General features: G+C 74.9%; 22 protein-coding genes. 16 read left to right on the top strand and 6 right to left on the bottom strand.

What is annotated here, in order from left to right:
* Positions 1 to 34 precede the first annotated feature (34 nt).
* The 3 genes from Ae717Ps2_RS17045 (at position 35) to Ae717Ps2_RS17035 (ending at position 3656) form a co-directional block, all read left to right on the top strand.
* On the top strand, positions 35 to 1171 hold the full coding sequence (locus tag Ae717Ps2_RS17045; RefSeq protein ID WP_075307270.1) for an LLM class flavin-dependent oxidoreductase: 1137 nt from the start codon (positions 35 to 37) through the stop codon (positions 1169 to 1171).
* 128 nt (positions 1172 to 1299) lie between these two features.
* The gene (locus Ae717Ps2_RS17040; protein ID WP_075307268.1) at positions 1300 to 2211 is read left to right on the top strand and encodes a PaaI family thioesterase; all 912 of its coding nucleotides are present in this window, start codon (positions 1300 to 1302) and stop codon (positions 2209 to 2211) included.
* A 59-nt stretch (positions 2212 to 2270) separates the two neighbouring features.
* Positions 2271 to 3656: an FAD-dependent oxidoreductase gene (locus tag Ae717Ps2_RS17035; RefSeq protein WP_075333597.1), complete on the top strand. Its 1386-nt coding sequence runs from the start codon at positions 2271 to 2273 to the stop codon at positions 3654 to 3656.
* Between the two features lie 49 nt (positions 3657 to 3705).
* On the opposite strand, the gene Ae717Ps2_RS17030 is transcribed toward Ae717Ps2_RS17035, so the two are convergent.
* Entirely contained in the window at positions 3706 to 4017 is a 312-nt protein-coding gene (locus Ae717Ps2_RS17030) for a hypothetical protein (RefSeq protein ID WP_020625128.1), read from the bottom strand.
* 309 nt (positions 4018 to 4326) lie between these two features.
* Here Ae717Ps2_RS17030 and Ae717Ps2_RS17025 point away from each other — a divergent pair, with 309 nt between their 5' ends.
* Positions 4327 to 4605, top strand: coding sequence for an Lrp/AsnC family transcriptional regulator (locus tag Ae717Ps2_RS17025; protein WP_060711495.1), 279 nt, complete (start codon positions 4327 to 4329; stop codon positions 4603 to 4605).
* 152 nt (positions 4606 to 4757) lie between these two features.
* Here Ae717Ps2_RS17025 and trpD read toward each other — a convergent pair whose 3' ends face one another.
* Together trpD and Ae717Ps2_RS17015 are read right to left on the bottom strand one after the other, a co-directional pair.
* The gene (trpD, locus tag Ae717Ps2_RS17020) at positions 4758 to 5798 is read right to left on the bottom strand and encodes an anthranilate phosphoribosyltransferase (protein WP_143510398.1); all 1041 of its coding nucleotides are present in this window, start codon (positions 5796 to 5798) and stop codon (positions 4758 to 4760) included.
* A gap of 23 nt (positions 5799 to 5821) precedes the next feature.
* A complete protein-coding gene (locus Ae717Ps2_RS17015) occupies positions 5822 to 6217 on the bottom strand; it encodes a response regulator (RefSeq protein ID WP_020625131.1) in 396 nt (131 codons plus the stop codon).
* 248 nt (positions 6218 to 6465) lie between these two features.
* Here Ae717Ps2_RS17015 and Ae717Ps2_RS17010 point away from each other — a divergent pair, with 248 nt between their 5' ends.
* The 4 genes from Ae717Ps2_RS17010 to Ae717Ps2_RS16995 all read left to right on the top strand — a co-directional run bounded on the left by Ae717Ps2_RS17010 (position 6466) and on the right by Ae717Ps2_RS16995 (position 10853).
* Positions 6466 to 7077 carry a heme-copper oxidase subunit III gene (locus tag Ae717Ps2_RS17010; RefSeq protein ID WP_020625132.1) on the top strand — a complete coding sequence of 204 codons (612 nt, stop codon included), beginning with the start codon at positions 6466 to 6468 and terminating at the stop codon, positions 7075 to 7077.
* A gap of 64 nt (positions 7078 to 7141) precedes the next feature.
* A complete protein-coding gene (locus Ae717Ps2_RS17005) occupies positions 7142 to 8008 on the top strand; it encodes a c-type cytochrome (RefSeq protein WP_075333596.1) in 867 nt (288 codons plus the stop codon).
* The gene (locus Ae717Ps2_RS17000) at positions 8005 to 9141 is read left to right on the top strand and encodes a ubiquinol-cytochrome c reductase iron-sulfur subunit (RefSeq protein ID WP_233147595.1); all 1137 of its coding nucleotides are present in this window, start codon (positions 8005 to 8007) and stop codon (positions 9139 to 9141) included. The genes Ae717Ps2_RS17005 and Ae717Ps2_RS17000 overlap by 4 nt, the downstream gene beginning before the upstream one ends.
* Complete coding sequence (locus tag Ae717Ps2_RS16995) at positions 9138 to 10853, top strand: ubiquinol-cytochrome c reductase cytochrome b subunit (RefSeq protein WP_075307262.1); 1716 nt, start codon at positions 9138 to 9140, stop codon at positions 10851 to 10853. Before Ae717Ps2_RS17000 ends, Ae717Ps2_RS16995 begins: the two co-directional genes overlap by 4 nt.
* Before the next feature lie 99 nt (positions 10854 to 10952).
* On the opposite strand, the gene Ae717Ps2_RS16990 is transcribed toward Ae717Ps2_RS16995, so the two are convergent.
* A complete protein-coding gene (locus Ae717Ps2_RS16990; protein WP_075307260.1) occupies positions 10953 to 12698 on the bottom strand; it encodes a DEDD exonuclease domain-containing protein in 1746 nt (581 codons plus the stop codon).
* 148 nt (positions 12699 to 12846) lie between these two features.
* Here Ae717Ps2_RS16990 and Ae717Ps2_RS16985 point away from each other — a divergent pair, with 148 nt between their 5' ends.
* Positions 12847 to 14340, top strand: coding sequence for an NYN domain-containing protein (locus tag Ae717Ps2_RS16985; RefSeq protein WP_075307258.1), 1494 nt, complete (start codon positions 12847 to 12849; stop codon positions 14338 to 14340).
* Positions 14341 to 14344: 4 nt separating this feature from the next.
* Here the strand turns inward: Ae717Ps2_RS16985 and Ae717Ps2_RS16980 are convergent, their stop codons facing one another.
* Positions 14345 to 14674, bottom strand: coding sequence for a hypothetical protein (locus Ae717Ps2_RS16980; protein ID WP_075307256.1), 330 nt, complete (start codon positions 14672 to 14674; stop codon positions 14345 to 14347).
* 397 nt (positions 14675 to 15071) lie between these two features.
* Here Ae717Ps2_RS16980 and Ae717Ps2_RS16975 point away from each other — a divergent pair, with 397 nt between their 5' ends.
* Complete coding sequence (locus Ae717Ps2_RS16975) at positions 15072 to 16214, top strand: glycosyltransferase family 4 protein (RefSeq protein WP_075307254.1); 1143 nt, start codon at positions 15072 to 15074, stop codon at positions 16212 to 16214.
* A 43-nt stretch (positions 16215 to 16257) separates the two neighbouring features.
* On the opposite strand, the gene Ae717Ps2_RS16970 is transcribed toward Ae717Ps2_RS16975, so the two are convergent.
* On the bottom strand, positions 16258 to 18102 hold the full coding sequence (locus Ae717Ps2_RS16970) for a long-chain fatty acid--CoA ligase (RefSeq protein WP_075307252.1): 1845 nt from the start codon (positions 18100 to 18102) through the stop codon (positions 16258 to 16260).
* Positions 18103 to 18309: 207 nt separating this feature from the next.
* On the opposite strand from Ae717Ps2_RS16970, the gene Ae717Ps2_RS16965 reads away from it, so the two are divergent.
* The 6 genes from Ae717Ps2_RS16965 to Ae717Ps2_RS16940 are packed head-to-tail and all read left to right on the top strand — an operon-like array spanning position 18310 to position 22644.
* Positions 18310 to 18726 (top strand): polyketide cyclase / dehydrase and lipid transport, encoded by a 417-nt coding sequence (locus Ae717Ps2_RS16965; RefSeq protein ID WP_075312037.1) that lies wholly within the window; start codon positions 18310 to 18312, stop codon positions 18724 to 18726.
* 2 nt (positions 18727 to 18728) lie between these two features.
* Positions 18729 to 19523: a metallophosphoesterase gene (locus tag Ae717Ps2_RS16960; RefSeq protein WP_075333595.1), complete on the top strand. Its 795-nt coding sequence runs from the start codon at positions 18729 to 18731 to the stop codon at positions 19521 to 19523.
* A gap of 20 nt (positions 19524 to 19543) precedes the next feature.
* The gene (locus Ae717Ps2_RS16955; RefSeq protein WP_020623841.1) at positions 19544 to 19981 is read left to right on the top strand and encodes an SRPBCC family protein; all 438 of its coding nucleotides are present in this window, start codon (positions 19544 to 19546) and stop codon (positions 19979 to 19981) included.
* Positions 19982 to 20024: 43 nt separating this feature from the next.
* Positions 20025 to 21272, top strand: a complete 1248-nt coding sequence (locus Ae717Ps2_RS16950; RefSeq protein WP_075333594.1) for an ArsA family ATPase — start codon at positions 20025 to 20027, stop codon at positions 21270 to 21272.
* On the top strand, positions 21269 to 21661 hold the full coding sequence (locus Ae717Ps2_RS16945; protein WP_075307246.1) for a hypothetical protein: 393 nt from the start codon (positions 21269 to 21271) through the stop codon (positions 21659 to 21661). The genes Ae717Ps2_RS16950 and Ae717Ps2_RS16945 overlap by 4 nt, the downstream gene beginning before the upstream one ends.
* A complete protein-coding gene (locus tag Ae717Ps2_RS16940; RefSeq protein ID WP_075307244.1) occupies positions 21658 to 22644 on the top strand; it encodes an ROK family protein in 987 nt (328 codons plus the stop codon). The genes Ae717Ps2_RS16945 and Ae717Ps2_RS16940 overlap by 4 nt, the downstream gene beginning before the upstream one ends.
* Positions 22645 to 22646 lie beyond the last annotated feature (2 nt).

The following is a 22646-nucleotide window of genomic DNA, read 5'->3' as shown; positions in this document are numbered from 1 at the left end:
CGGTCAGGAGCTGAACACGAGCGACGGAGGCACGGTGAGCGGACGTCTGCACCTGGCGGTCGAACTCGGAGCGGCGGGGCGGCACCCCGGCGCGTGGCGGCTCGGCGGCGCCGACCCGGCCCGGCTGTTCACCGCCCCGTACCACCTGGACCTGGTGCGCACCGCGGCGCGCGGCGGCCTCGACCTCGTCGCGCTGCCCGACTCGCTGCAGCCGCCCGGCGCCGACCCGGCCGCGCTGCCCGGCACCCTCGACGCCGTCGCCGTCGCCGCGCGGGTCGCGCCCGCCGTCCCCGGCATCGGGGTCGTCCCGACGGTGACGGTCACCCACACCGAGCCGTTCCACCTGTCCAAGGCCGTGGCCACCCTGGACTTCGTGTCCACCGGGCGGGCCGGGTGGCAGCCCGAGGTGTCGCGCACCCAGGCCGAGGCCGACCTGTTCGGCCGTGCGCGCGCCGACCGCGACGCGGCCTCGCTGTGGCGGGAGGCCGGTGAGGTGATCGAGGTCGCCGCGCGGCTGTGGGACTCCTGGGAGGACGACGCCGAGATCCGCGACGCCGCCACCGGGCGCTTCGTCGACCGCGACCGGCTCCACCACATCGACTTCACCGGCGAGTTCTTCTCGGTGACCGGGCCGTCGATCACACCGCGGCCGCCGCAGGGGCAGCCGCTGACCGTGCTGCGCGGCGACGAGCCCGCCGCGCTGGCGACCGTCGGCCGCTACGCCGATGTCGTCCGGGTCGCGGCCGACACGGTCGCCGGTGCCGCCGAGGCCCGCGACCAGGTCCGGGCCGCCGTCGCCGGCGCCGGGCGCGACCCCGAGCAGGTCACCGTGCTGCTCGACGTCGAGATCCTGCTGGGCGACGACGCCCCTGCCCGGCTGCGTGAGCTCGACGCCCTCGCCCCGGCCGGCGCCGACACCGGCCCGGCCACGCTGCGCCACGTCGGCGACCCGGCCGAGCTCGCCGCCCTCCTGCGCGACGCCGCCGAGGAGCGTGCCGCGGACGGGTTCGTCCTGGTCCCGCTCGCGTTGCCGTCCGGGGTCGACGAGATCGTCGACGGCCTGCTCCCCGCGCTCGGTGACACCTGGGCGCCCGCCCCCTACGACGGCACCCTGCGGGACCGGTTCGGGCTCGCCCGCCCGGTGAGCCGGTACGCCCGTACGGCGGGCTGACCGGCACGATCGCCGGGTGCGCGTCCTCACCGCGAGCGGCGCGCCGTCGACGACGCGGCGACACTGCTCACCGCCGGGTACCGGGACCCGGAGCCGGGAGCACCCCCGGGGTGACGCACGATGGGATCATGACCGGTACGACGCAACCGCAGCAGACCAGGCCCGGACCGGGCTCCCGGGAGCGGCTGCGGCGCGCGCCGGTCGAGTCCGGTCTCGGGATGGTCCCCGACCCGTCGTCGACGCGGGAGCGCGCGGTGGTGCGCGCCCCGCTGCACGACGGCGTCCGCACCGCCGACGGCCGGGTCCTCCCGGTGGTCCCGGCGCTCCTCGCGGACGCGGGCCTGGGCTACCTCGTGTTCTCCACCGCGCGCCTCGCCGCCGGCGCCCCCACCGTCGACCTGCGCCTGGACCTGGCCGGGATCCCCGCGCCGGACGCGCGGTGGCTGCGCGCCGAGCTGACCCTGCTGCACCTCGACGGCGCCGTCGGTGTCGGCCGGGCCGAGATGCACGACGACACCGGGGTCGCCGTGGCGCACGTCGTCGCGACCTTCGCGCTGACCGGTGTCCCCGCGGGCCCCGGCGGGCTCGCGACCGCTCCCGCCCCGGGCCCCACCGCTCCCGACAACCCCACCGCTCCCGACAACACTGATCCCGACGCCACCGCTCCCGGCACCGACCTCCGGGCCGCCCTGCCGCCGTTCGACGCCACCCGGCTGCGGCCGGAGAACCTCGAGCGCGACGGCGACGGCGACGTCGTGTTCACCCCCGGCCCCTCGACGACCAACCTCAACGGCACCACCCACGGCGCGGTCCTGTCCGGGCTCGCCGCCGCGGCCCAGTCCGCGCACCCCGGTGCCGGCGACGCCCGGCCGCTGTCGACGACGGTGGAGTTCCTGCGGCCGGTGCAGGTCACCGACCGGCTGCGGGCCCGCACCGTCGCGATCCGCGACGGCCGGCGCTTCCGCACCCTGAGCACGGAGCTGCTGCTGCCCGACGGGCGGACCGCGGTGCGCGCCGTCGGCACCGCGCTGCGTCGGTGATCGCCCGGACGGGTCATCGCTGTTAGCGTCGTCACCGTCCCCGGCTCGGAGGTGCGCACGTGTCGACCCCGCAGGTCCTCAGCCCACGACCCCACCGGATCGCCGTCATCGGGTCCGGACCGTCCGGCCTGTACACGGCCGAGGCGCTGCTGGCGGGGGAGCCGGCGGTGCACGTCGACGTGATCGACCGGCTGCCCGCGCCCTACGGTCTGGTCCGCTACGGCGTCGCCCCCGACCACGTGAAGATGAAGTCGGTCATCCGGGCGCTGGTGCGGACCTTCGACGACAGCGACCGCGTCCGGTTCCTCGGCAACGTGCACGTCGGTCCCGGCGGCATCCCGGGGGAGGCGCTGCGGGAGCACTACCACGCCGTCGTGCACGCCACCGGCAGCGCGGTCGACCGCGACCTCGGCGTCCCGGGGGAGGATCTCGCGGGCTCGGTCGGGTCCGGGGCGTTCGTGTCCTGGTACTGCGGGCACCCCGACGCGGTGGGCCCCGGCCCGCTGCTCGACCGCCCCGGCGCGGTCGTGGTCGGCGCCGGGAACGTCGCCGTCGACGTGGCGCGGGTCCTTGCCCGCCCCGCCGAGGACCTCGCCGCCACCGACGCGCACGACGCGGTGCTCGACGCACTGCGGGCGAGCGCGGTCACCGACGTGCACGTGCTGGTCCGGCGCGACCCGCTGCACATGAAGTTCACCCCTGCCGAGCTGCGCGGTCTCGGGGGTCTCGACGACGTCGACGTCGTGGTGCACGACGACGGCCTGCTCGCCGCGGGCGTCGCCGAGCCGGAGGAACGGCGGATGCGCCAGAACATCGAGATGCTCACCGAATGGGCCGCCCGGTCCGCGACCGGTGCGCGTCGGCGCATCCACCTGCGGTTCCTGCGGTCGCCGGTCCGGCTCGTCGACGACGGCACCGGCCGGGTCGGCGCCGTCGTGGTCGAACGCAACGCCGTCGACGCCGACGGCCGGGTGCACGGCACGGGTGAGGTCGAGACCCTGGAGGCGGGCCTGGTCGTGCGGGCCATCGGCTATGCGGGCGAGCCCATCGAGGGGCTGCCGTTCGACCCGGTGACCGGCACCGTCCCGAACGAGGCCGGACGGGTGCTGCTCGGCGGGGAGCCCGTGCGCGGCAGCTACGTGGCCGGGTGGATCAAGCGGGGCCCGACCGGGGTGATCGGCACCAACAAGGGCGACGGCGCACAGACCGCGGAGTCGGTGCTGGCCGACCTGCCGGACCTGGCGACGCCGCCGCGGCCGGGTGGCGACGCCGTCGTCGAGCGGATGCGCTCCTACGGCGTCGACCCCGTCCTGTGGGAGGACTGGCTGCGTCTCGACGCCGCCGAGATCGCCCTGGGGGAGCGGCGCGGCGGCACCGAACGGGTCAAGATCGCGGACCGGGCCGAGATGCTCGACGCGGCCCGCAGCCGCAGCTCACGCCCGTAGCGGCCGCGGGCCCGTCGCCTCGGTGGCGGCCGGTCCAGCTCAGTACGGCTCAGTACGGGTCGACGGCCAGGACGCAGGGCATGGCGCCCATGCCGCGGGTGAAGTCGTCGGCTTCGTCGGGCGTCATCGACAGGGTGCAGGTGACCGAGCTGTAGGCGACGCCCTCACGGACGTCGACGCAGAACTCGCGCAGCGTGCGGCCGCAGCTCTGCAGCGCCGAGGCGATCTGCATGACCCCGGCCATCCCGTCGCCGGTGACGACGGTGTGCCGGCGGGGCATCCGGGACGCGATGTCCGCGGCGCCACCGGAACCGGTGGGGAAGGAGAAGGTGGTGGTGGGGCGGTCGGCGGTGATGCTCATGATCGTGTGGCTCCGTGCGTTGCGCGAGAGAGAAGCGGGAACGCGAGCCAGGTCTCGAAGATCCTCACCGCGGTGTGCGGGAGGGAAGCGCCGGGATTGCGGCGCGGGCGCGTCGGCGGCCTGGATCAGCCGACGCGCAGTGCTACTACCGCGGGAATGAGTGCGGGCAGCGCTGCGGCCGGAGCAAGGGTGTGCTCGACGGTGCGCATGACGGTGACAGTAGCAACCGGATGCGGCCTGCGCCACAGGGGATGCCCCCACTAGCCTGACCGGTGTCCGCCACGCCCTGACCCGAGGGGGAGCCCCACCGTGATCACCGCGATCGTCCTGGTGCACACCGCCGCCGACCGGATCCCCGAGACCGCTCAGGCCATCGCGGACCTCGACGGCGTGTCGGAGGTCTACTCCTGTGCCGGCGACGTGGACCTGATCGCGATCGTCAAGGTGCGCGAGCACGAGCAGCTCGCCGACGTGATCGCCAGCCGGCTCAGCCGGATCGACGGCGTCGTCGGGACCGACACGCACATAGCGTTCCGGTCCTACTCCAAGGCCGACACCGACGCGGCCTTCGCCATCGGCCTCGACTGAGCCCGCGCCCCGCCCCAACTGACCGGACTGCGCGAGCGGTCGGCCCGCGGGATGGCGCTGCCCGAACCGACCGGACTGCGCGAGCGGCCGGCTCGGCGGAGGGTGCCGGTCCGCTCGGGCGGCCGGTCCGGTGGACGGTGGTGCCGGTCCGCTCAGGCGGCCAGCTCGGTGGACAGCGCCGCCCAGCGGGTGAGCAGGTCGGACGCGGCGCCGGAGTCCACGGCCGCGGCGACGGCGTCGAGCGCGTCCCCGATCGCGGCCGTGAGGTCGGTGCCGATCCCGCGGTGCGCGGCGAGCGCGCCCGCGGCGTTGAGCAGCACCGCGTCGCGCACCGGGCCGCTCTTGCCGGCCACCAGGTCGCGGACCACGGCGGCGTTGACCTGCCGGGTGCCGCCGCGCAGGTCCTCTGCGGTGGCCACGCCGACCCCGAGGTCGGCCGGGTCGAGCCGCTCCTCGCGGACGGTGCCGCCGTCGCTGATCCAGACGGTGCTGCGCCCGGTGGTGGTCAGCTCGTCGAGCCCGTCGTCGCCGCGCACCACCAGCACCGACTTGCCGCGCCGGGCGAAGACCTCGGCCATCGTCGCGGCGTGCCGCGGGTCGGCGCAGCCGATCAGACCGGTCTCGGGTTGGGCCGGGTTGGACAGCGGCCCGAGCAGGTTCATCGCGGTCGGCACCCCGAGCTCGCGACGGACACCGCCGGCGTAGCGCATGGCGGGGTGGAAGGACTGGGCGAAGCAGAACGCGATCCCCAGCTCCGCGGCACACCGCTCGACCGCGGCAGGGGTCAGCTCGATCGCGACCCCCAGCTCCTCGAGCACGTCGGCCGTCCCGCACTGCGACGACGCCGCGCGCCCGCCGTGCTTGACGACCGGCGCACCCGCCGCCGCGACGACGATCGCCGCCATCGTGGAGATGTTCACCGTGTGCGCCTGGTCCCCGCCGGTGCCGACGACGTCGACCGAGCGGCCGGGCACGTGCACCCGCAGCGCATGGGCGAGCATCGCGTCGGCCATGCCCGAGATCTCCGCGGGCGTCTCGCCCTTCGCGCGCAGCGCGACGAGGAACCCGGCGAGCTGCGCCGGGGTCGCCTCCCCGGCGAACACCTGCCCCATCGCCCAGGTCGCCTGGTCGGCGGTGACGTCCTCGCCGCGCATCAGGCGGCCGATCACGGAGGGCCAGGTGGGTGCGCTCACGACGTGAGGTGTCCTCTGTCTCGCTACTGCTGCTGGGTCAGGGTGCCGGGTCGGTGGTCGCGCAGGACCTGGGCGACGACCTCGGCCGCCTCGATCGGGTCGAGCGGGTGCACCAGCACGGCATCCGCCTCCGACCAGGTGGCGAGCCAGCGGTCGTCCCGGCGGCGGACGGTCAGCACGATCGGCGGGCAGTCGACGATCTCGTGACGCAGCTGCTTGGCCACGCCCATCCCGCCGGTCGGCTGGGCCTCGCCGTCGAGGACCAGCAGGTCGGCCTCACCCGCGTCGCAGGCCGCGAGGACCTCGGCGATGCCGGCCGCCTCCACCCAGCGCACCCGGCCCACGTCCGGCGCGGGACGCCGCCCGACCGCCTCGATGATGCTCTCGCGGACCTCGGGACGGTGGCTGTAGACCAGCACCGTGCTGGTCCCCGTCCCCGACCCGGCCGCGCTGCCGATCTCTGCCGCTCGTCCGCTCACGCCGGCGATACTAGGGGAACCTCCCGACACCCCCGAACGTTGTCGTGTCGGCGATCCGGGCCGGGGCCGCGTGGCGGCCGCTCCGTCGTCCCGACCAGGCGATGAGTTCCCGATCATCGGGTCCGTTCGCCGATCGTGATGCGGTGAGGGGTATCCCGACAAGCCGTAGAAGTTCGGCTCGGGTCATAATGCCCGACGTGACGACAGCGGCACCCAACATCAGCGCGCGGATCCATTCGCTGAACCGCCCCAACCTGGTCAGCATCGGCACCATCGTCTGGCTCTCCAGCGAGCTGATGTTCTTCGCCGGGCTGTTCGCGATGTACTTCACCGCGCGGGCGCAGAACGACGGCCCCTGGCCGCCGCCGCCCACCGAGCTCGACGTCCCCTACGCACTGGTGGTCACCCTCGTCCTGGTGGCGTCCTCGTTCACCTGCCAGTTCGGCGTGTTCGCGGCCGAGCGCGGCGACGTGTTCGGGCTGCGTCGCTGGTACGCCCTGACGCTGGCGATGGGGACGTTCTTCGTGCTCGGCCAGGCGTTCGAGTACTACACCCTGGTCACCTCGCACGAGACGACGATCTCCTCGAGCGCCTACGGGTCGGTCTTCTACCTGGCGACCGGCTTCCACGGGCTGCACGTGGTCGGTGGCCTCGTCGCGTTCGTGTACCTGATCATCCGCACGAAGCTCAGCAAGTTCACGCCCGCCCAGGCCACCGCGGCGATCGTGGTGTCCTACTACTGGCACTTCGTCGACGTGGTGTGGATCGGGCTGTTCGCCACGATCTACTTCATCCGCTGACCGATCGCGCCGCCCGTCCCCTGACAGCACCCGCCACGACGTCGAGGTTGGAAGACCCCCAGCGATGACCGAGAACCAGAACCCACCACCGGTCGAACGGCCGGACGAGAAGGCCGGGGGCCGCACCCGTCCGCACGGCAAGGTGAAGCGCCGCATCGCCGGCGCCCTCGCCATCGGGCTGGGCCTGCTGTCCGTCGGTTTCCTCTACGCCGCCTTCGCGCCGCAGCCGCAGGTCGCCCAGGCCCAGCAGGACACCGCGCTGATCGCCAAGGGCGAGCAGCTCTACAACAACACCTGCATCACGTGCCACGGCGCGAACCTGCAGGGTGTCCAGGAGCGCGGCCCGAGCCTGATCGGCGTCGGCGACGCCGCGGTCTACTTCCAGGTGTCCTCGGGGCGTATGCCGATGGCGCGCCAGGAGGCCCAGGCCGCCCGCAAGCACCCGCTGCCGATCTTCGACCCGGAGACCCAGGAGGGTCGGGCGAACCTCGAGGCGCTGGGCGCGTTCGTGCAGGCCAACGGCGGCGGGCCGGTCACCCCGGCCGCGACCGGCGAGGCCCTGCGCGGCGACGACCCGGGCCGTGGTGGCGTGCTGTACCGGCTGAACTGCGCCTCGTGCCACAACTTCACCGGCGTCGGCGGCGCGCTGTCGTCCGGCAAGTACGCTCCCGCGCTCGAGCCGGCCAGCGAGGAGCAGATCTACACCGCGATGCAGACCGGCCCGCAGAACATGCCGCGCTTCTCCGACCAGCAGCTCACGCCGCAGGAGAAGCAGGACATCATCGCGTACATCAAGTCGGTGAACCACGCCAACGACCCGGGCGGCTACTCGCTGCTGGCTCTCGGTCCGACGGCCGAGGGTGTCTTCATCTTCGCCGTCGTGATGTCCGGTCTGGTCGGGTTCGCCATCTGGTTGGGGGCGAAGAGTTGAGCAGCGAAGTCAGCACCGGGTCGGACCGTCGTCCGACCAAGGAGGAGCTCGACGAGATGTCGCCCGAGCAGCTGGCCCGTCTGGCCGGCGAGCTCGACGAGGTCGAGGTCGTGCACAACACGCCGGCGTTCCCGATCCCGGGGACCCGCGCGGAGAAGCGCGCCGAGCGTTCGGTCGCGCTGTGGTTCATCATCTCGGCGATCTCCATGATCGCCTTCGTGGTCGCGTTCATCGCGTGGCCGTGGGAGTACGTCAACGTCGGCGAGCCCGGCCACGCGCTCTACAACCTCTACACCCCGGTCATCGGCTTCACCTTCGGGTTCGCGGTGCTCTCCATCGGCATCGCGGTCATCCAGATGGTGAAGAAGCTCTTCCCGGACGAGACCTCGGTCCAGCAGCGCCACGACGGCCCGTCCACCGACGTCGACCGCACCACCTTCCTGGCCCAGGTCGCCGACGCGGGCAAGGGCACGACGATCGGCCGTCGCAAGCTGATCATCCGCAGCGCCGGGCTGGCGGCGGCCGTCGCCGGTATCGGCACCGGCGTCGTCGCGCTCGGCGGCATCATCCGGAACCCGTGGGCCGAGGGTGAGAACGCCCCGCTGTGGCACACCGGCTGGCGTCCGGAGAACGGCGAGACGGTCTACCTGCGCACCGACACCGGCATCCTCTCCGAGATCGCCCGCGTGCGACCCGAGGACATGGAGCCGGGCGCGATGATGACGGTCTTCCCGTACCGCGAGAGCGAGCGGGGCAACGAGGAGGAGCTGCTGCACGCGCAGCGCGCCTCGGACGCGCCGGTCATGCTCATCCGTCTCCGCCCCGGGACCGAGGTCACGAAGCGCCCCGGTCAGGAGAACTTCAACTACGGTGACTTCTACGCCTGGTCGAAGGTCTGCACCCACCTCGGATGCCCGACCTCGCTGTTCCAGGCGCAGGACAACCGCATTCTCTGCCCGTGCCACCAGTCGCAGTTCCTGGCCACCCAGGATGCCGAGCCCGTCTTCGGGCCGGCCGCCCGGCCGTTGCCTCAGCTGCCGATCACGGTGAACGAGGAGGGCTTCTTCGTCGCCCGCAGCGACTTCGTGGAGCCCGTCGGACCCGCGTTCTGGGAGAGGCCGAAGACGACATGAGTTCGATCACGACACCCACCACCTCCTCAGGGGGCCTCGCGGCCAAGGGCGGCGAAGCACTCGACCAGGCGGACCAGCGCTACCACGCGGCCGCGGGTCTGCGGAAGCAGTTCAACAAGGTCTTCCCGACCCACTGGTCGTTCATGCTGGGCGAGATCGCCCTGTACAGCTTCATCATCGTGCTGCTGTCGGGCACCTACCTGGCGCTGTTCTTCGACCCCTCCATGCAGGAGGTCGTCTACAACGGGCCGTACGACCCGCTGCGCGGCGTGCACATGTCGCGTGCCTACGAGTCCGCCCTGGAGATCTCGCTCGAGGTCCGCGGCGGGCTGTTCATGCGCCAGCTGCACCACTGGGCGGCGCTGCTGTTCGTCGCGGCGATGATCATCCACATGTTCCGGGTGTTCTTCACCGGAGCGTTCCGCAAGCCGCGCGAGGCCAACTGGACCATCGGGATCGTGCTGATCCTGCTGGGCACCTTCGCCGGCTTCACCGGCTACTCCCTGCCGGACGACCTGCTCTCCGGTGTGGGTCTGCGCATCGCCTCGGGCATCACGCTGACCGTGCCGATCATGGGCACCTGGGTGCACTGGGCGCTGTTCGGCGGCGAGTTCCCCGGGACCGAGATCATCCCGCGGCTCTACATCATCCACGTGCTGATCCTGCCCGGGATCATCCTCGCGCTGATCGCCGTGCACCTCGGGCTGGTGTGGTACCAGAAGCACACCCAGTTCCCCGGCCCCGGCCGGACCGAGAACAACGTCGTCGGCGTGCGGATCATGCCGCAGTTCGCGGCGAAGGGCGGCGCGTTCTTCTTCGTCGTCGCCGGTGTGCTGGCGCTGATCTCGGGGCTGTTCCAGATGAACCCCATCTGGCACCTCGGCCCGTACGACGCCTCGCACATCTCCGCCGGGTCGCAGCCGGACTTCTACATGCTGTGGTCCGAGGGCATGGGCCGGATCTTCCCGCCGTGGGAGTTCTACCTGTTCGGGACGTACACGATCCCGGCGGCGTTCATCCCCACCGCGGGCTTCCTGCCGGTGCTGTTCGTGCTCGCGGGTGCCTACCCGTCGATCGAGCGGCGCTTCACCGGCGACGAGGCGATCCACAACCTGCTGCAGCGCCCGCGCGACGTGCCGGTCCGGACCGCGCTCGGCGCCATGGCGATCTCGTTCTACCTGTGGCTCGTGATGTGCGGGTTCAACGACTGGATCTCGTACTTCTTCCACATCTCGCTGAACGCGACGACGTGGGCCGGCCGCATCGGTCTGCTCGTCGTGCCGCCGATCGTGTACTGGGTGGCCTACCGCTGGTGCATCGGTCTGCAGCGGTCGGACCGCGCGGTGCTGGAGCACGGCATCGAGACGGGCATCATCAAGCGGCTCCCGCACGGCGAGTTCATCGAGGTGCACCAGCCGCTGGGCGGCGTCGACGCGCACGGCCACGCCATCCCGCTGGAGTACCAGGGCGCCTCGGTGCCCAAGCGGATGAACCAGCTGGGCTCGGCGGGTGAGCCGGTCTCCGGTTCGCTGCTCACGCCCGACCCGGTCGAGGAGTCCCGTGCGCTGGCCGCGGCCCGCCACGAGGCCCACGAGCGCGAGCTCGAGGAGTCGCGCCAGCGTCACGAGGCGCGGGCGGAGCTCGAGTCCGGGCACGGTGAGCTCGCGGGCCGCCCGGACGACGGTGGTCGTCCGCAGCAGCCGCGCGACTGAGCACGGCCCGGGCCCCGGCCCGGAAGCACTCCACGGCGGCCCCGCCGGAGACCCGGTCTCCGGCGGGGCCGCCGTCGTGCGTGCGGTCTCCGTGCGACCTCAGACCCCGGCCGGTTCGTCGGGGGAGCGGTCACCGGTGCGGTGCGAGGCCTCCCGGGCCCGCTCGGCCCAGGTGCGCCAGGCGCCCCCGCCCCACGCCGGCTCCGCCCACGGCGGGTCGCAGTGCACCAGCCGGGTCCCGCCGCTGGTGAGCCAGCGGTGCAGGATCCGGACCTCCTCCGACGGGGCCCCGCGCAGCGGCCCGTCGCCCGGCAGGACCGTCTGCGCGCCGGCCCGCAGCGCCTCGACGACCGGCATCGGCCGCACCCCGCGCGGCGCGGTGCCCGCCGCGGCGAGCCGCCCGTGCCGCAGCACGGCGAGCTCCCAGCCGCCCCTGCCGTCGGGCCGGGCGCCGACCAGCTCGTCGATCCCCGCGAGCGCGGCCAGGGTGGTGCCCCGGTCGACCCCGGCGGCCAGCGTGGCCAGCCGGTCCCGGGCCCGTGCGGCGGCCTCGTAGCGCCCGCCCTCGGACCGGTCGTCGACCTCGGCGGCCAGCACCCGCAGCGGGCCGTCGTCCCTGCCCGCGACGAGGTGACCCCAGGCGTGCACGGCGGGCGCGTAGTCCTCGGCTGGCTGCAGACCGGCGCACGGCGCGGCGCAGCGGCCCAGCTCGTGCAGCGCACACGGTGTCGCCGACGGGTTCCGGGCCGGGATGCGGATCGTGCACCGGCGCAGCGGCAGCGCGTCCAGCGCCGCGTCGAGCACGTCGGTCGCGGCCCGCTGCGACCCGAACGGGCCCAGGGCGCCCGCCCGCGGGGTGGCGACGACCGACAGCCGCGGGAACGCCTCCGCCGTCGGCACCACCCAGTAGGCCCGGCCGGGGTTGCGCGAGCGCCGGTTGTACGGCGGGCGGTGCGCGGCGATGAGGGCCAGCTCGCGCACCGAGGCCTCCAGGGCGTGCGCGCAGACCACCGTGTCGACCTTCTCGGCCCGGGCGAGCATGTCCCGGACCCGGCGGCGCTTCTCCCCGGCGGTGAAGTACGACCGCACCCGCCGGTGCAGGTCACCGCTGGTGCCCACGTAGAGCACCTGGCCGTCGCCGCCGCGGAACAGGTACACCCCGGGCGCGGAGGGCACGTCGTTCGCCAGGTGCCTGCGGCGGCGCTGGGTGGTGGTGGGCCGGTGCGGGGCCCGGTCCCGCACGAGCTGCAGCAGCTCCTCCAGGCTCTGCACGCCCAGGTTCCCGATCCGCTCCAGCAGGTGGTGCAGCACCTCGACGGTCGCCCTGGCGTCGGTCAGCGCCCGGTGGTCCGGGGTGGTGGCACATCCGAAGTGCCGGGCCAGGACGCCCAGCTTCACGCTGGGGCACTCGGCGTGCGGCAGCACGGCACGGGCGAGCCGGGCGGTGCACAGGACCGGGGGGCCGGGCCAGGGACGGTCGAGGCGCTCGCAGGCGGCCTTGAGGAACCCGGCGTCGAACGGGGCGTTGTGCGCCACCAGGACCGAGCCGCGGAGCATGTCCAGCACCGACGGCAGGACCGCCCCCAGCGGCGGTGCGCCGTGCAGCATCGCCGTGGTGATGCCGGTCAGGCGGGTGATGTCGGCCGGGATCCGCACGCCCGGATCGACCAGGGTGCCGAGCTCGGAGACCCGGCTGCCGCCGCGGACGGCGACGGCGCCGACCTCGGTGATCGCGTCGGTCCGGTGGCTGCCGCCGGTCGTCTCCAGGTCCACCACGCAGAAGGTGACGTCGCGCAGCGGCGTGCCCAGCTCGTCGAAGGTGAGCTGCGGGGAGCAGGAGGTCACGCCCGCACCGTAGCCGTCGGGTCCGACAGTATGTTCGAACGCCCGGCCGGGACCCGGGCGGGCGCGGCGCCGCCACCGATCGGGCACGCCCCGTACGGGGACGGCCGCGCCGACGGCGGTCCGGGGCGGGCGGGGATAACCTGGAGAGATGGCGCACGACGACACGGAGCGACCGGAGCCCACGCGCTCCGGGCCGCCGTCGTGCGCCGAGGACGGTACCCGTGACGGGGAGGGCCCCGGCGGACCGGCCGCGGGCGACTGGCCGGAGCTGCCCGCCCCGCTGCGGGCCCGGCTCGCGGAGATCGCGGGCACCGCGCTGGGCGGCCTGCCGCCCGGGGAGGTCCCCACCCCGCTGCGCCGCTTCGCCCGGTTCACCCCCGCCAAGCGGGCCCGCCTCGGCGGGCAGGTGCTGGTGGCCCGGCTCCAGCACGACGCGGCGTTCCGGGCCGCGGTGGTGGCCTGGTGGGCCGAGAACCGGCCCGGTGAGCTGGAGCTTCCCGAGACCTCCACGCCACGGCCCACCGACGACCCGTCCCCGGACGGGACCGGCGCGCCCGCCGGCGACGCCGGAGCCGCGGAAGGGGCCGGGCCGCTGCCCGCGCCCGTCGACAAGCTCGATGCGGCCGCGGTCGCGCTGCTCACCGCCGACCCGCTCGCGGACCGGCGGGTCGCCGAGGTGGGACAGACCGCGGACCTGGCGAACCTGCGCGCCGAGCGCGACGAGGCACTGGCCAAGGTCGACAAGCTCACCGCCGAGCTCGAACGGGCCCGGGCCGAGCTGGTCGAGGAACGGGAGCGGGCCCGCATGCTCGTCGGTGAGCGGGAGACCGAGTACCAGCAGATGCGCCGCCGGGTCAGCGACCAGGGCGCCCGGCTGCGTGCCGCACTCGACGCCCGCAGCGAGCTGGAGGCGGAGGTCGCGCGGCTGCGCGGCGGCGTCGACGAGGAACTCGCGCGGGCCCGCGCCGAGACCGCCGCCGAGCGCGAGCGCGCCGACCGGGAACGCCGCAGGGCCGAGGCCGCGGCCGGTCAGGTCGCCGCCGCCCGCCAGGCCGCCCGCGAGGCCCGTCGCGGCGACGAGGTGCGCCTGGAGCTGCTGCTCGACACCGTCAGCGGCGCGATCTCGGGCCTGCGCCGCGAGCTCGACGTCGGCGCGGGCGGACCGCGGCCGGCGGACCTGGTCGCGGGCACGGGCGACCGCGCGGCGGGCGCACGCGCCGCGGCACCCGTCGACGGGCTGGCCGCGCTGGACGCGCTGCTGAGCGTGCCGTCGGTGCACCTCATCGTCGACGGCTACAACGTCAGCAAGACCGGCTACCCGGACCTGCCGCTGGCCGACCAGCGCTCCCGGCTGGTGGCCCAGCTCAGCGCCCTGGGCGCCCGCACCGGGGCCGAGATCACCGTGGTGTTCGACGGCGCCGCGGTGATCGCCGCGCCGGTGCGCGGCAGCCGCGGGGTACGGGTGCTGTTCAGCGACGCCGGGGTGATCGCCGACGACGTCGTCCGCGACCTCGTCGCCGCCGAACCGGCGGGCAGGCCGCTGCTGGTGGCGACCTCGGACCAGGAACTCGTGCGCTCGGTGCGCCGCCGGGGCGCGCACACCGTGGCGTCCGCCGTGCTGCTGCGCCGCCTCGGCGGCTGACCGGTCACCCCACGTCACGGTGCCGGGTCCGGCGCCCGGCCGGCGGGACCACCGGCATCGGCAGCGTGGTGCGTGCCGGCGCGCCCGGCTCGACCAGGCGCAGGTGCGGGATGAGGCCGCCCTCGGCCAGCACCTGCAACGCCCGGCGCTCCGGCTCGGCGAACTCCACCGGGGCCCCGGCCGTGGCCACGCTCGTGTCCACCGAGCCGGCCGCCAGGTCGACGGGGAGATAGGGGATCGGTCGGTCGTCCTCCGGGACCTCCAGCAGCACTCCGATGACGCAGTCACCGCACGCGGCACCGCGGACCTCGCAGCGATCGCAGTCGACGATCATGGCTCCTCCTTCGTCGGACCCGAGGTGGTCGAGTACCGCGGACGCTAGGGGAGGGGTCCGACAGAATGGCCGCGCCGGAGAAATGCCGGGCCGGACCGTCACCGCGGGCGGCCGCACTCGTTCACCTGAACAGCACGACATCCTCACCAGCTGTCCCGTCGAACGACCGGCACCACTCCTGCGGAGCAGCGCCACGCCGGCGGGCCAACGCTCCGGTCACGCAGCGGTGAGGACGCGGAACTCGTCCGCTCCCCGGAGTGTCGGACGGCGGCCCGCATCCCCGACGCGCCGTGCGCGTGCGGAGCCGCCGTCCCGACCCCGCCGCTCCGACCCCGCTGCCCGGTCCGCCGGTGACCACCGGGGGCCGCCGCCCCGTCGGGGACTAGCGTCGCCGATCGTGGCGCGCACGCTGCTGGTGACCAACGACTTCCCGCCCCGCCCCGGCGGCATCCAGTCCTACCTGTCCGACCTCGCCCGCGCGCTCCCGCCGGAGACCCTCGCCGTCCACGCCCCCGCCTGGCGCGGCGACGCCGCCCACGACGCCACGCTGCCGTTCCCCGTGCACCGGCACCGGTCGTCGCTGATGCTGCCGGTCCCCGAGGTCGCCCGGCGCGCCGCGGAGCTGGCCCGCGAGCACGACGCCCGGACCGTCTGGTTCGGCGCGGCCGCGCCGCTGGGGCTGCTCGGCCCGTACCTGCGCCGCCACGCGGGGGTGGAGCGGGTCGTCGCCACCACGCACGGCCACGAGGTCGGCTGGTCGATGCTGCCCGGCGCGCGTCGGGCGCTGCGCCGGATCGGCCGGGACGCCGACGTCGTCACCACGGTCTCGCGCTGGACCCGCAGCCGGCTCGCCGGTGCGCTCGGCCCGGACGCGGCCGTCGAGGTCCTGCCGCCGCCGGTGGACACCGTGCGCTTCGCGCCCGACCCGGCCGCCCGCGCCGCGGTCCGGGCCCGCTACCGGCTCGGGGACGCGCCGGTGGTGTCGTGTGTGTCCCGGCTGGTGCCGCGCAAGGGGCAGGACGTGCTGGTCGCGGCGCTGCCGAGGATCCGCGCGCGGGTGCCGGGCGCCCGGCTGCTGCTCGTCGGCGGCGGGCCCTACCGGGACCGGCTGCGCGCACTGGCGGCCCGGGCCGGGGTCGCCGACGCCGTGGTGTCCACCGGCGGGGTGCCGGCCGCCGAGCTCGCCGCGCACCACGCCGCCGGGGACGTGTTCGCCCTGCCGTGCCGCACCCACCTGGGCGGGCTCGACGTCGAGGGGCTGGGGATCGCGCTGCTGGAGGCCGCGGCGTCGGGACTGCCCGTCGTCGCGGGGGACTCCGGCGGAGCACCGGAGACCGTCGAGGACGGCGTGACCGGCCACGTCGTGGCGGGACGGGACGTCGCCGCCGTCGCCGACCGGGTCGCGGACCTGCTCGCCGATCCCGCCCGCGCGACGGCGATGGGTCGCGCCGGGCGGGCCCGCGTCCGTCGGCTCTGGGGCGGACCGTCGTCGGCGGCGCGGCTGCACGGCTTCCTGACCGGCGACGACGGGCCGCGCTGAGCGCGCGACCCGTCGGCGCCGGGAGGAGGGCGTCGGTGGAGGGTCAGCCCTTGTCGGCGGTGGTCCCCGCGTAGAGCGCCTCGATCTCGTCGGAGTAGGACTCCACGACGACCTTGCGCTTGACCTTCATCGTCGGCGTCAGCTCGCCGCCCGCCTCGCTGAAGTCGTGCGGCAGGATCGTGAACTTGCGGATCTGCTCGGCCCGCGAGACGGCCTGGTTGGCGTCCTCGACCGCGGCCGCGATCTCGCCGCGCAGCTCCGGATCGTCGACGAGGTCGGCGGCCGAGCTCCCGTCGCCGGCGGGCTTGCCGTTGCGTTCGCGCCAGCCCGGTAGGGCGTCCGGGTCGATCGTGACCAGCGCGGAGATGAACGGCTTCTGGTCGCCGATCACGATGCACTGCCCGACCAACGGGTGCGCCCGCAGGCGGTCCTCGAGCACGGCCGGGGCCACGTTCTTGCCGCCCGCGGTGACGATGATCTCCTTCTTGCGGCCGGTGATCGTGAGGAAGCCGCCGTCGTCGAGCTCACCGATGTCGCCGGAGTGGAACCAGCCGTCGGACTCCAGGGCCTCGGCCGAGGCCTCCTCGTTGTCCCAGTAGCCGCGGAAGACGATGTCGCCGCGCAGCATGATCTCGCCGTCGGAGGCGATCCGGACCGCGCAGCCGGGCACCGGGCGCCCGACCGAGCCGACCCGCTGGGCGTCGAGGGTGTTCAGGGTGATGCCCGCGGTGGTCTCGGTCAGGCCGTAGCCCTCCAGGACCGGCAGGCCGATGCCGCGGAAGAAGTGGCCCAGCCGCGCACCCAGCGGCGCCGATCCCGACACCGCCGCCTTGACGTTCCCGCCGACGGCGGCGCGCAGCTTGCCGTACACGAGCTTGTCGAACAACGCGTGCCGGGCCTTGAGCAGCAGCCCCGGGCCGCCCGCGTCGAGCGCCTCGGAGTAGGCGATCGCGGTGTCGGCGGCGGCGTCGAAGATCTTCCCCTTGCCGTCGTTGTGCGCCTTGAGCCGGGCCCCGTTGTAGACCTTCTCGAACACCCGCGGCACGGCGAGCAGGAAGGTCGGCCGGAACTCCGCCAGGTCGGGCAGCAGGTTCTTGACGTCGGGGGTGTGCCCGACGACGGTGCGGGTGGCCAGGCAGCCGCACTGGATGGCCTTGCCGAACACGTGCGCGAGCGGCAGGAACAGCAGCACCGAGTCGCCCGGCTCGAACAGGTGCGGGATCGTCGCGGCGATCGTCCGGATCTCGGAGAGCATGTTGCGGTGGGTGAGCTCGCAGCCCTTGGGTCGGCCGGTCGTGCCCGAGGTGTAGATCAGAGTGCACAGGTCGTCCGCGCGCACCGCGCCCCGGCGCTCGTGGACCACGGCGTCCGGGGTGTCCGAGCCCAGGCCGCGCAGCTGCTCCACCGCCGAGGGGGCGTCCGGCGCCGACCCGGCGGGCTCGATCTGCCACACGGTGCGCAGCGACGGCAGGTCCCCGCGGACCTTCTCCAGCGCCGCGGCGTGGTCGGCGGTCTCGACGACGATCCCGACCGCGCCGGAGTTCGACACGATCCAGGAGATCTGGTCCGGCGAGGAGGTCTCGTAGATCGGGACGGTGACCCCGCCCGCGGCGAGGATCGCGTAGTCGAACAGGGTCCACTCGTAGCGGGTCCGCGACAGCAGCGCGACCCGGTCCCCGGCCTGCACACCAGCGGCGATCAGCCCGGCCGCGACCCGGGTGACCTGCTCGGCGAACTCGGCCGCGGTCACCTCCGACCAGGTCCCGTCCGTGGCCTTGCGGCGGTAGAGCACGTCCGACGGGTGCTGCGCGGCATTGTCGAACACGGCGTCCGAGAGCGATTCCTCGTCTCCCACTGACACCGCGGCGGGAACGCTGTACTCACGCACGGGGATCGACCTCCTGGCGGCCTCGACAGGCTGAGAACACGGTCGCCGCGACGGCTGCGGCGACACCTTCCGGCAGAACTTACCGGAGAGTAGGACGTGCGTACATCGAACCGGACATACCGGATCCACGAGCTGATCCGCCGGTCCGGCCCGGCCCGCGACGGTACCCGTGACCGGGGCCGTCGCACGGGGTGGCACGCTGACCCGGTGCCCGCGATCGACGTGATCGACGAGACCTTCCTGGCCGTGCCCCGCGAGCGGGTCGCGGCGGAGTTCGCCGACCCGGCCCGGTGGCCGTCGTACTGGCCCGACCTGCGCCCCGAGGTCGCACACGACCGCGGACCGGCCGGGCTGCGCTGGACCGTGACCGGCGCGCTGGTGGGGACCATGGAGGTCTGGTGCGAGCCGGAGGGCGACGGCACCGTCCTGCACTTCTTCCTGCGCGCGGACCCGGACGGTGCGCCGTCCGGCGGGCGGCTGCGCCGCCGCCGGTGGCTGCGCGCCGAGTCCGACCGGCGGCACCGCGCGTTCAAGGCGCACGCCTTCGCGCTCAAGCGCCGGCTGGAGGACGGACGCCCGGCCGGCGTCGCGCCGTCGGCGTACCGGCCGGACGGGACGGCCTGAGCGTGCGGCTGCACGTCGTCACCGACGTCCACGGCGCCACCACGCCGCTCGCCCGCGCCGCCGAGGGCGCCGACGGCGTGCTCGTGCTCGGCGACCTGCTGGAGTTCATCGACTACCGCGACCCGGCCAACGGGATCATCTCCCGGCTGCTCGGGGCGGAGGTGGCCGCCGAGTTCGGCCGGATGCGCCGGATCGGGGCACCGCGCACGCAGATGCTGGGCCTGCTGGAGCGTTCCTGGGCCCGGTTCACCGACCCGGCGGCCGCCGTCGCCGAGGCCGTCGCCGCCCAGTACGCCGAGGTCTTCGGGGTACTGGGCGGGCTCGGGGTGCCGGTGTGGGCGATCCCCGGCAACGTCGACGTCCCCGACGCCTGGCCCGAGACCGAGGGCGTCACCCGCGCCGACGGACGGGTGGTCGAGATCGGTGGCCGCCGGTTCGGCTTCCTCGGCGGGGTGCCGCTGCCGCCCGGGGTCGACCCGCGCCGCACCGGCCCCTGGCAGCCGCACTTCGTGTCCCACGAGGACTGGACCGCCCGCCTGGACGCGCTCGGCCCGGCCGACGTGCTGTGCACCCACGTCCCGCCGGCGCTCCCGGGCCTGACCTACGACGTCGTCACCCGCCGCGCCGAGATCGCCAGTGCCCCGCTGGCCGCGCGGATCCGGGCCGAGCAGCCCTCGCACGCGCTGTTCGGCCACGTGCACCAGCCGCTGCGCCGCCGTACCCGGGTCGGCCGCACCGAGTGCGTCAACGCCGGACACTTCCGTGCGCACGGCACGCCCTACGTGCTCCGGTTCTGACCACCGGATAGCCTCCCGCCATGGCCGACGCGACCTCGTCCTCGATCCACATCGACGCCCCGCCGGAGCGGGTCATGGCGGTGATCGCGGACTTCGCGTCCTACCCCGAGTGGACCGACCAGATCACCAGCGTCGAGATCCTCGACGCCGGTGCCGACGGCCGCGCCCGCCAGGTCCGCTTCGCGATGGACGCCGGGGCCATCAAGGACACCTACACCCTCGACTACGACTGGGCCGCCGACGACCGCTCGGTGTCGTGGACGCTGGTCAAGGGCGGCATCCAGCGCGCCCAGGACGGCGCGTACCGGCTGGTCGGCGACGCAGGCGGCACCACCGTCACCTACGAGCTCAGCGTCGAGGTCAACTTCCCGATGATCGGGATGCTCCGTCGCAAGGCGGAGAAAGTGATCATCGACGCGGCCCTGAAGGGGCTCAAGCGCCGCGTCGAGAAGGGCTGAGCCGGTCGGCGGCGACCCGGACACGATCGTTAGGCTCCGCGCTGTGCGTGTGGTGCTCTTCACCGGCAAGGGCGGGGTCGGCAAGACGACCCTGGCCGCCGCGACGGCCGCGCACGTCGCCGGGACCGGGCGGTCGGCGCTGGTCGTGTCCACCGACCCGGCGCACTCCCTCGGCGACGCGCTGGACGCCGAGCTGGGCGCCGATCCCACCGAGGTCACCGACAACCTGTGGGGCGCCCACATCGAGGCCCGGCACCTGCTCGAGGGCGCCTGGGGGGACCTGCAGGGGCACCTGCGCACGATGCTCGCCGGGGCCGGGGTGGACGAGCTCGTCGCCGACGAGCTGACCGTGCTGCCCGGCGTCGAGGACCTGCTCGCGCTCGTCGAGGTGCAGCGCTTCGCCGACTCCGGCCGCTTCGACGTCGTCGTCGTCGACTGCGGGCCGACTGCGGAGACGCTGCGGCTGCTCACCCTGCCCGAGGCGCTGTCGGGTTACCTGGAGCGGCTGTTCCCCGCACACCGGCGCGCCGTGCGCGGTCTGGTCGCCGGACTCGCCGGCGCGAAGGCCGACGGCGCGGGCTGGGAGCGCACCGTCGACGCGCTCGGTGTGCTGGCCGAGCAGCTGCGCGGCCTGCGCGGCCTGCTCGCGGACCGCTCCCGCACCTCGATCCGGCTGGTGCTGACCCCGGAGCGGGTCGTCGCGGCCGAGACCCGCCGGACCCTGACCGCGCTCGCCCTGCACGAGCTGCGGGTCGACGGGCTGCTGGCGAACCGGGTGATGCCGGGCCCGCCGCCGTCGCTGCGCGGGCCCGCCGCCCGCTGGCTGCGCGAACGTGCCGCCGAGCAGCAGTCCGTGCTCGCCGAGCTGGGCGAGCTCGGCGCGGACGTGCCGGTGACGGCCGTCCGCTACACCGCCGCCGAGCCGACCGGCGTCGCCGCACTGCGCGAGCTGGCCCACTCCGTCTACGGCGACGACGACCCCGCGGGCACGGCCGACGACGCCCCGTCGCGGCCGCTGATGGAGCTCCGGCGCACCGCCGGTCACGGGGTCTCCGCCGACACCGAGTTCGAGCTCGACGTGGCGCTGCCCGGCGCCCAGGACGCGCCGCTGGACCTCGCCCGGGTCGGCGACGACATGGTCGTCGGCATCGGGTTCTCCCGGCGCGTGGTCTCGCTGCCGTCGGTGCTGCGCCGCTGCGAGGCCACCGGCGCCCGGCTGGAGGGCCACGGCTCCGACGCCCGCCTGGTGATCTCCTTCGTCCCCGACCCGGGCACCTGGATGACCTCGTGAGCGGCCGCGGCACCCAGGGCGGCACCCAGGGCGGCACCCACTGCGGCACCCACGGCGCGATCCCGGAGGACCTGCGGGTCACCGCGGTGGCGCTGCTCGACCGGCTGCGCACCGCCACCGAGGCCATGTCGGACTCGCTGCAGGCCACGGGCGTCGACCCCGGCCCCGGCGCCGCGGGCTCCTGCACCGCCTGTCCGGTGTGCGCGCTGATCGCCGTCGTCCGGGGGGAGCGCTCGGAGCTGGTCACCCGGCTCGCCGACCACGCCACCGGGCTGCTCGCCGTGCTCGTCGCGCTGTTGGAGGAGGCCGCCCCGCCCGCGCGCCGGGAGTCCCGCCGGCCGCAGGGCAGCGGTCGCTCCGTCCAGCGGATCGTGGTGCACCGGACATGAGCCCCCGGATGTCCGACGTCCGCACCATCGGGGTGGACGTCGGGGGTACCAGCGTGCGCGCGGGCGTCGTCGACGCCGAGGGCGGGATCCTCGACACCGCCTCCGCACCGACCCCACGCACCGACGACACGCTGGAGGCCGCCATCGCCGGCGCGGTCGAGGAGCTGCGGCGCCGGCACACCGTCGCCGCCGTCGGGCTCGCGCTCGCCGGGTTCGTCGACGCCCCGCGCGGGCTGGTCCGCTACGCCCCGCACCTGTCCTGGCGCGACGCCCCGGTCGCCGAGCGGATCGGCGCCCGGCTCGGGGGGATCCCGGTCGTCGTGGAGCACGACGCGAACTCCGCCGCGCTCGCCGAACGCCGCTACGGCGCCGCGGCGGGCGCGTCGGTGGCGCTGGTCATCGCGCTGGGCACCGGGATCGGCGGTGCCCTGCTGCTCGACGGCGAGCTGTACCGCGGCGCGCACGGCGTCGCGCCCGAGCTCGGGCACCTGCGGGTCGTCCCGGAGGGGCGAGCCTGCCCGTGCGGCAAGCGCGGCTGCTGGGAGCGCTACTGCAGCGGGACCGCGCTCGGCGCCACCGCGCTGGAGATGCTCTCGGGCGGCGACGTGCCCGGCCCGTCCGGCCTGGCCCGGGAGGCCGCCGTCGACCCGGGGCGGATCACCGGCAAACGGGTCGCCGCCGCCGCCCGCGAGGGCGACCCGGTCGCCCGCGCCGCCCTCGACGACATGGGGCGCTGGCTGGGGGAGGGGCTCTCGCTCGTCGCGGACGTCTTCGACCCGGACCTCGTGGTGATCGCCGGCGGGGTGTCGGCGTCGGCGCCCCTGTTCCTCGACGCCGCCCGCGAGCACTACGCCCGCATCCTCACCGGCGCGGGCAACCGGCCGCTGGCCCGGATCCGGACCGCGCAGCTCGGCGCGGCCGCCGCCGTCGTGGGCGCGGCGACGCTGGCCCGGGAGAGCCTGCGGGCCGACGCCCGGCGCTGAGC

Source organism: Pseudonocardia sp. Ae717_Ps2 (assembly GCF_001932475.1).
In the GTDB taxonomy this organism is placed as follows: Bacteria; Actinomycetota; Actinomycetes; order Mycobacteriales; family Pseudonocardiaceae; genus Pseudonocardia.
The sequence above is the reverse complement of the archived record's forward strand: the minus strand, read 5'-3'. Positions and strand labels throughout refer to the sequence as shown.

Bases quoted from the DNA above. Each gene is read 5' to 3' on its own strand.
- Ae717Ps2_RS16985 (WP_075307258.1), top strand. From the start codon at position 12,847: ATGGCGCACGACGACACGGAGCGACCGGAGCCCACGCGCTCCGGGCCG.
- Ae717Ps2_RS17005 (WP_075333596.1), top strand. From the start codon at position 7,142: ATGACCGAGAACCAGAACCCACCACCGGTCGAACGGCCGGACGAGAAG.
- Ae717Ps2_RS17030 (WP_020625128.1), bottom strand. From the start codon at position 4,017: ATGAGCATCACCGCCGACCGCCCCACCACCACCTTCTCCTTCCCCACC.
- Ae717Ps2_RS17010 (WP_020625132.1), top strand. From the start codon at position 6,466: ATGCCCGACGTGACGACAGCGGCACCCAACATCAGCGCGCGGATCCAT.
- Ae717Ps2_RS16955 (WP_020623841.1), top strand. From the start codon at position 19,544: ATGGCCGACGCGACCTCGTCCTCGATCCACATCGACGCCCCGCCGGAG.
- Ae717Ps2_RS16940 (WP_075307244.1), top strand. From the start codon at position 21,658: ATGAGCCCCCGGATGTCCGACGTCCGCACCATCGGGGTGGACGTCGGG.
- Ae717Ps2_RS16995 (WP_075307262.1), top strand. From the start codon at position 9,138: ATGAGTTCGATCACGACACCCACCACCTCCTCAGGGGGCCTCGCGGCC.
- Ae717Ps2_RS16980 (WP_075307256.1), bottom strand. From the start codon at position 14,674: ATGATCGTCGACTGCGATCGCTGCGAGGTCCGCGGTGCCGCGTGCGGT.
- Ae717Ps2_RS17040 (WP_075307268.1), top strand. From the start codon at position 1,300: ATGACCGGTACGACGCAACCGCAGCAGACCAGGCCCGGACCGGGCTCC.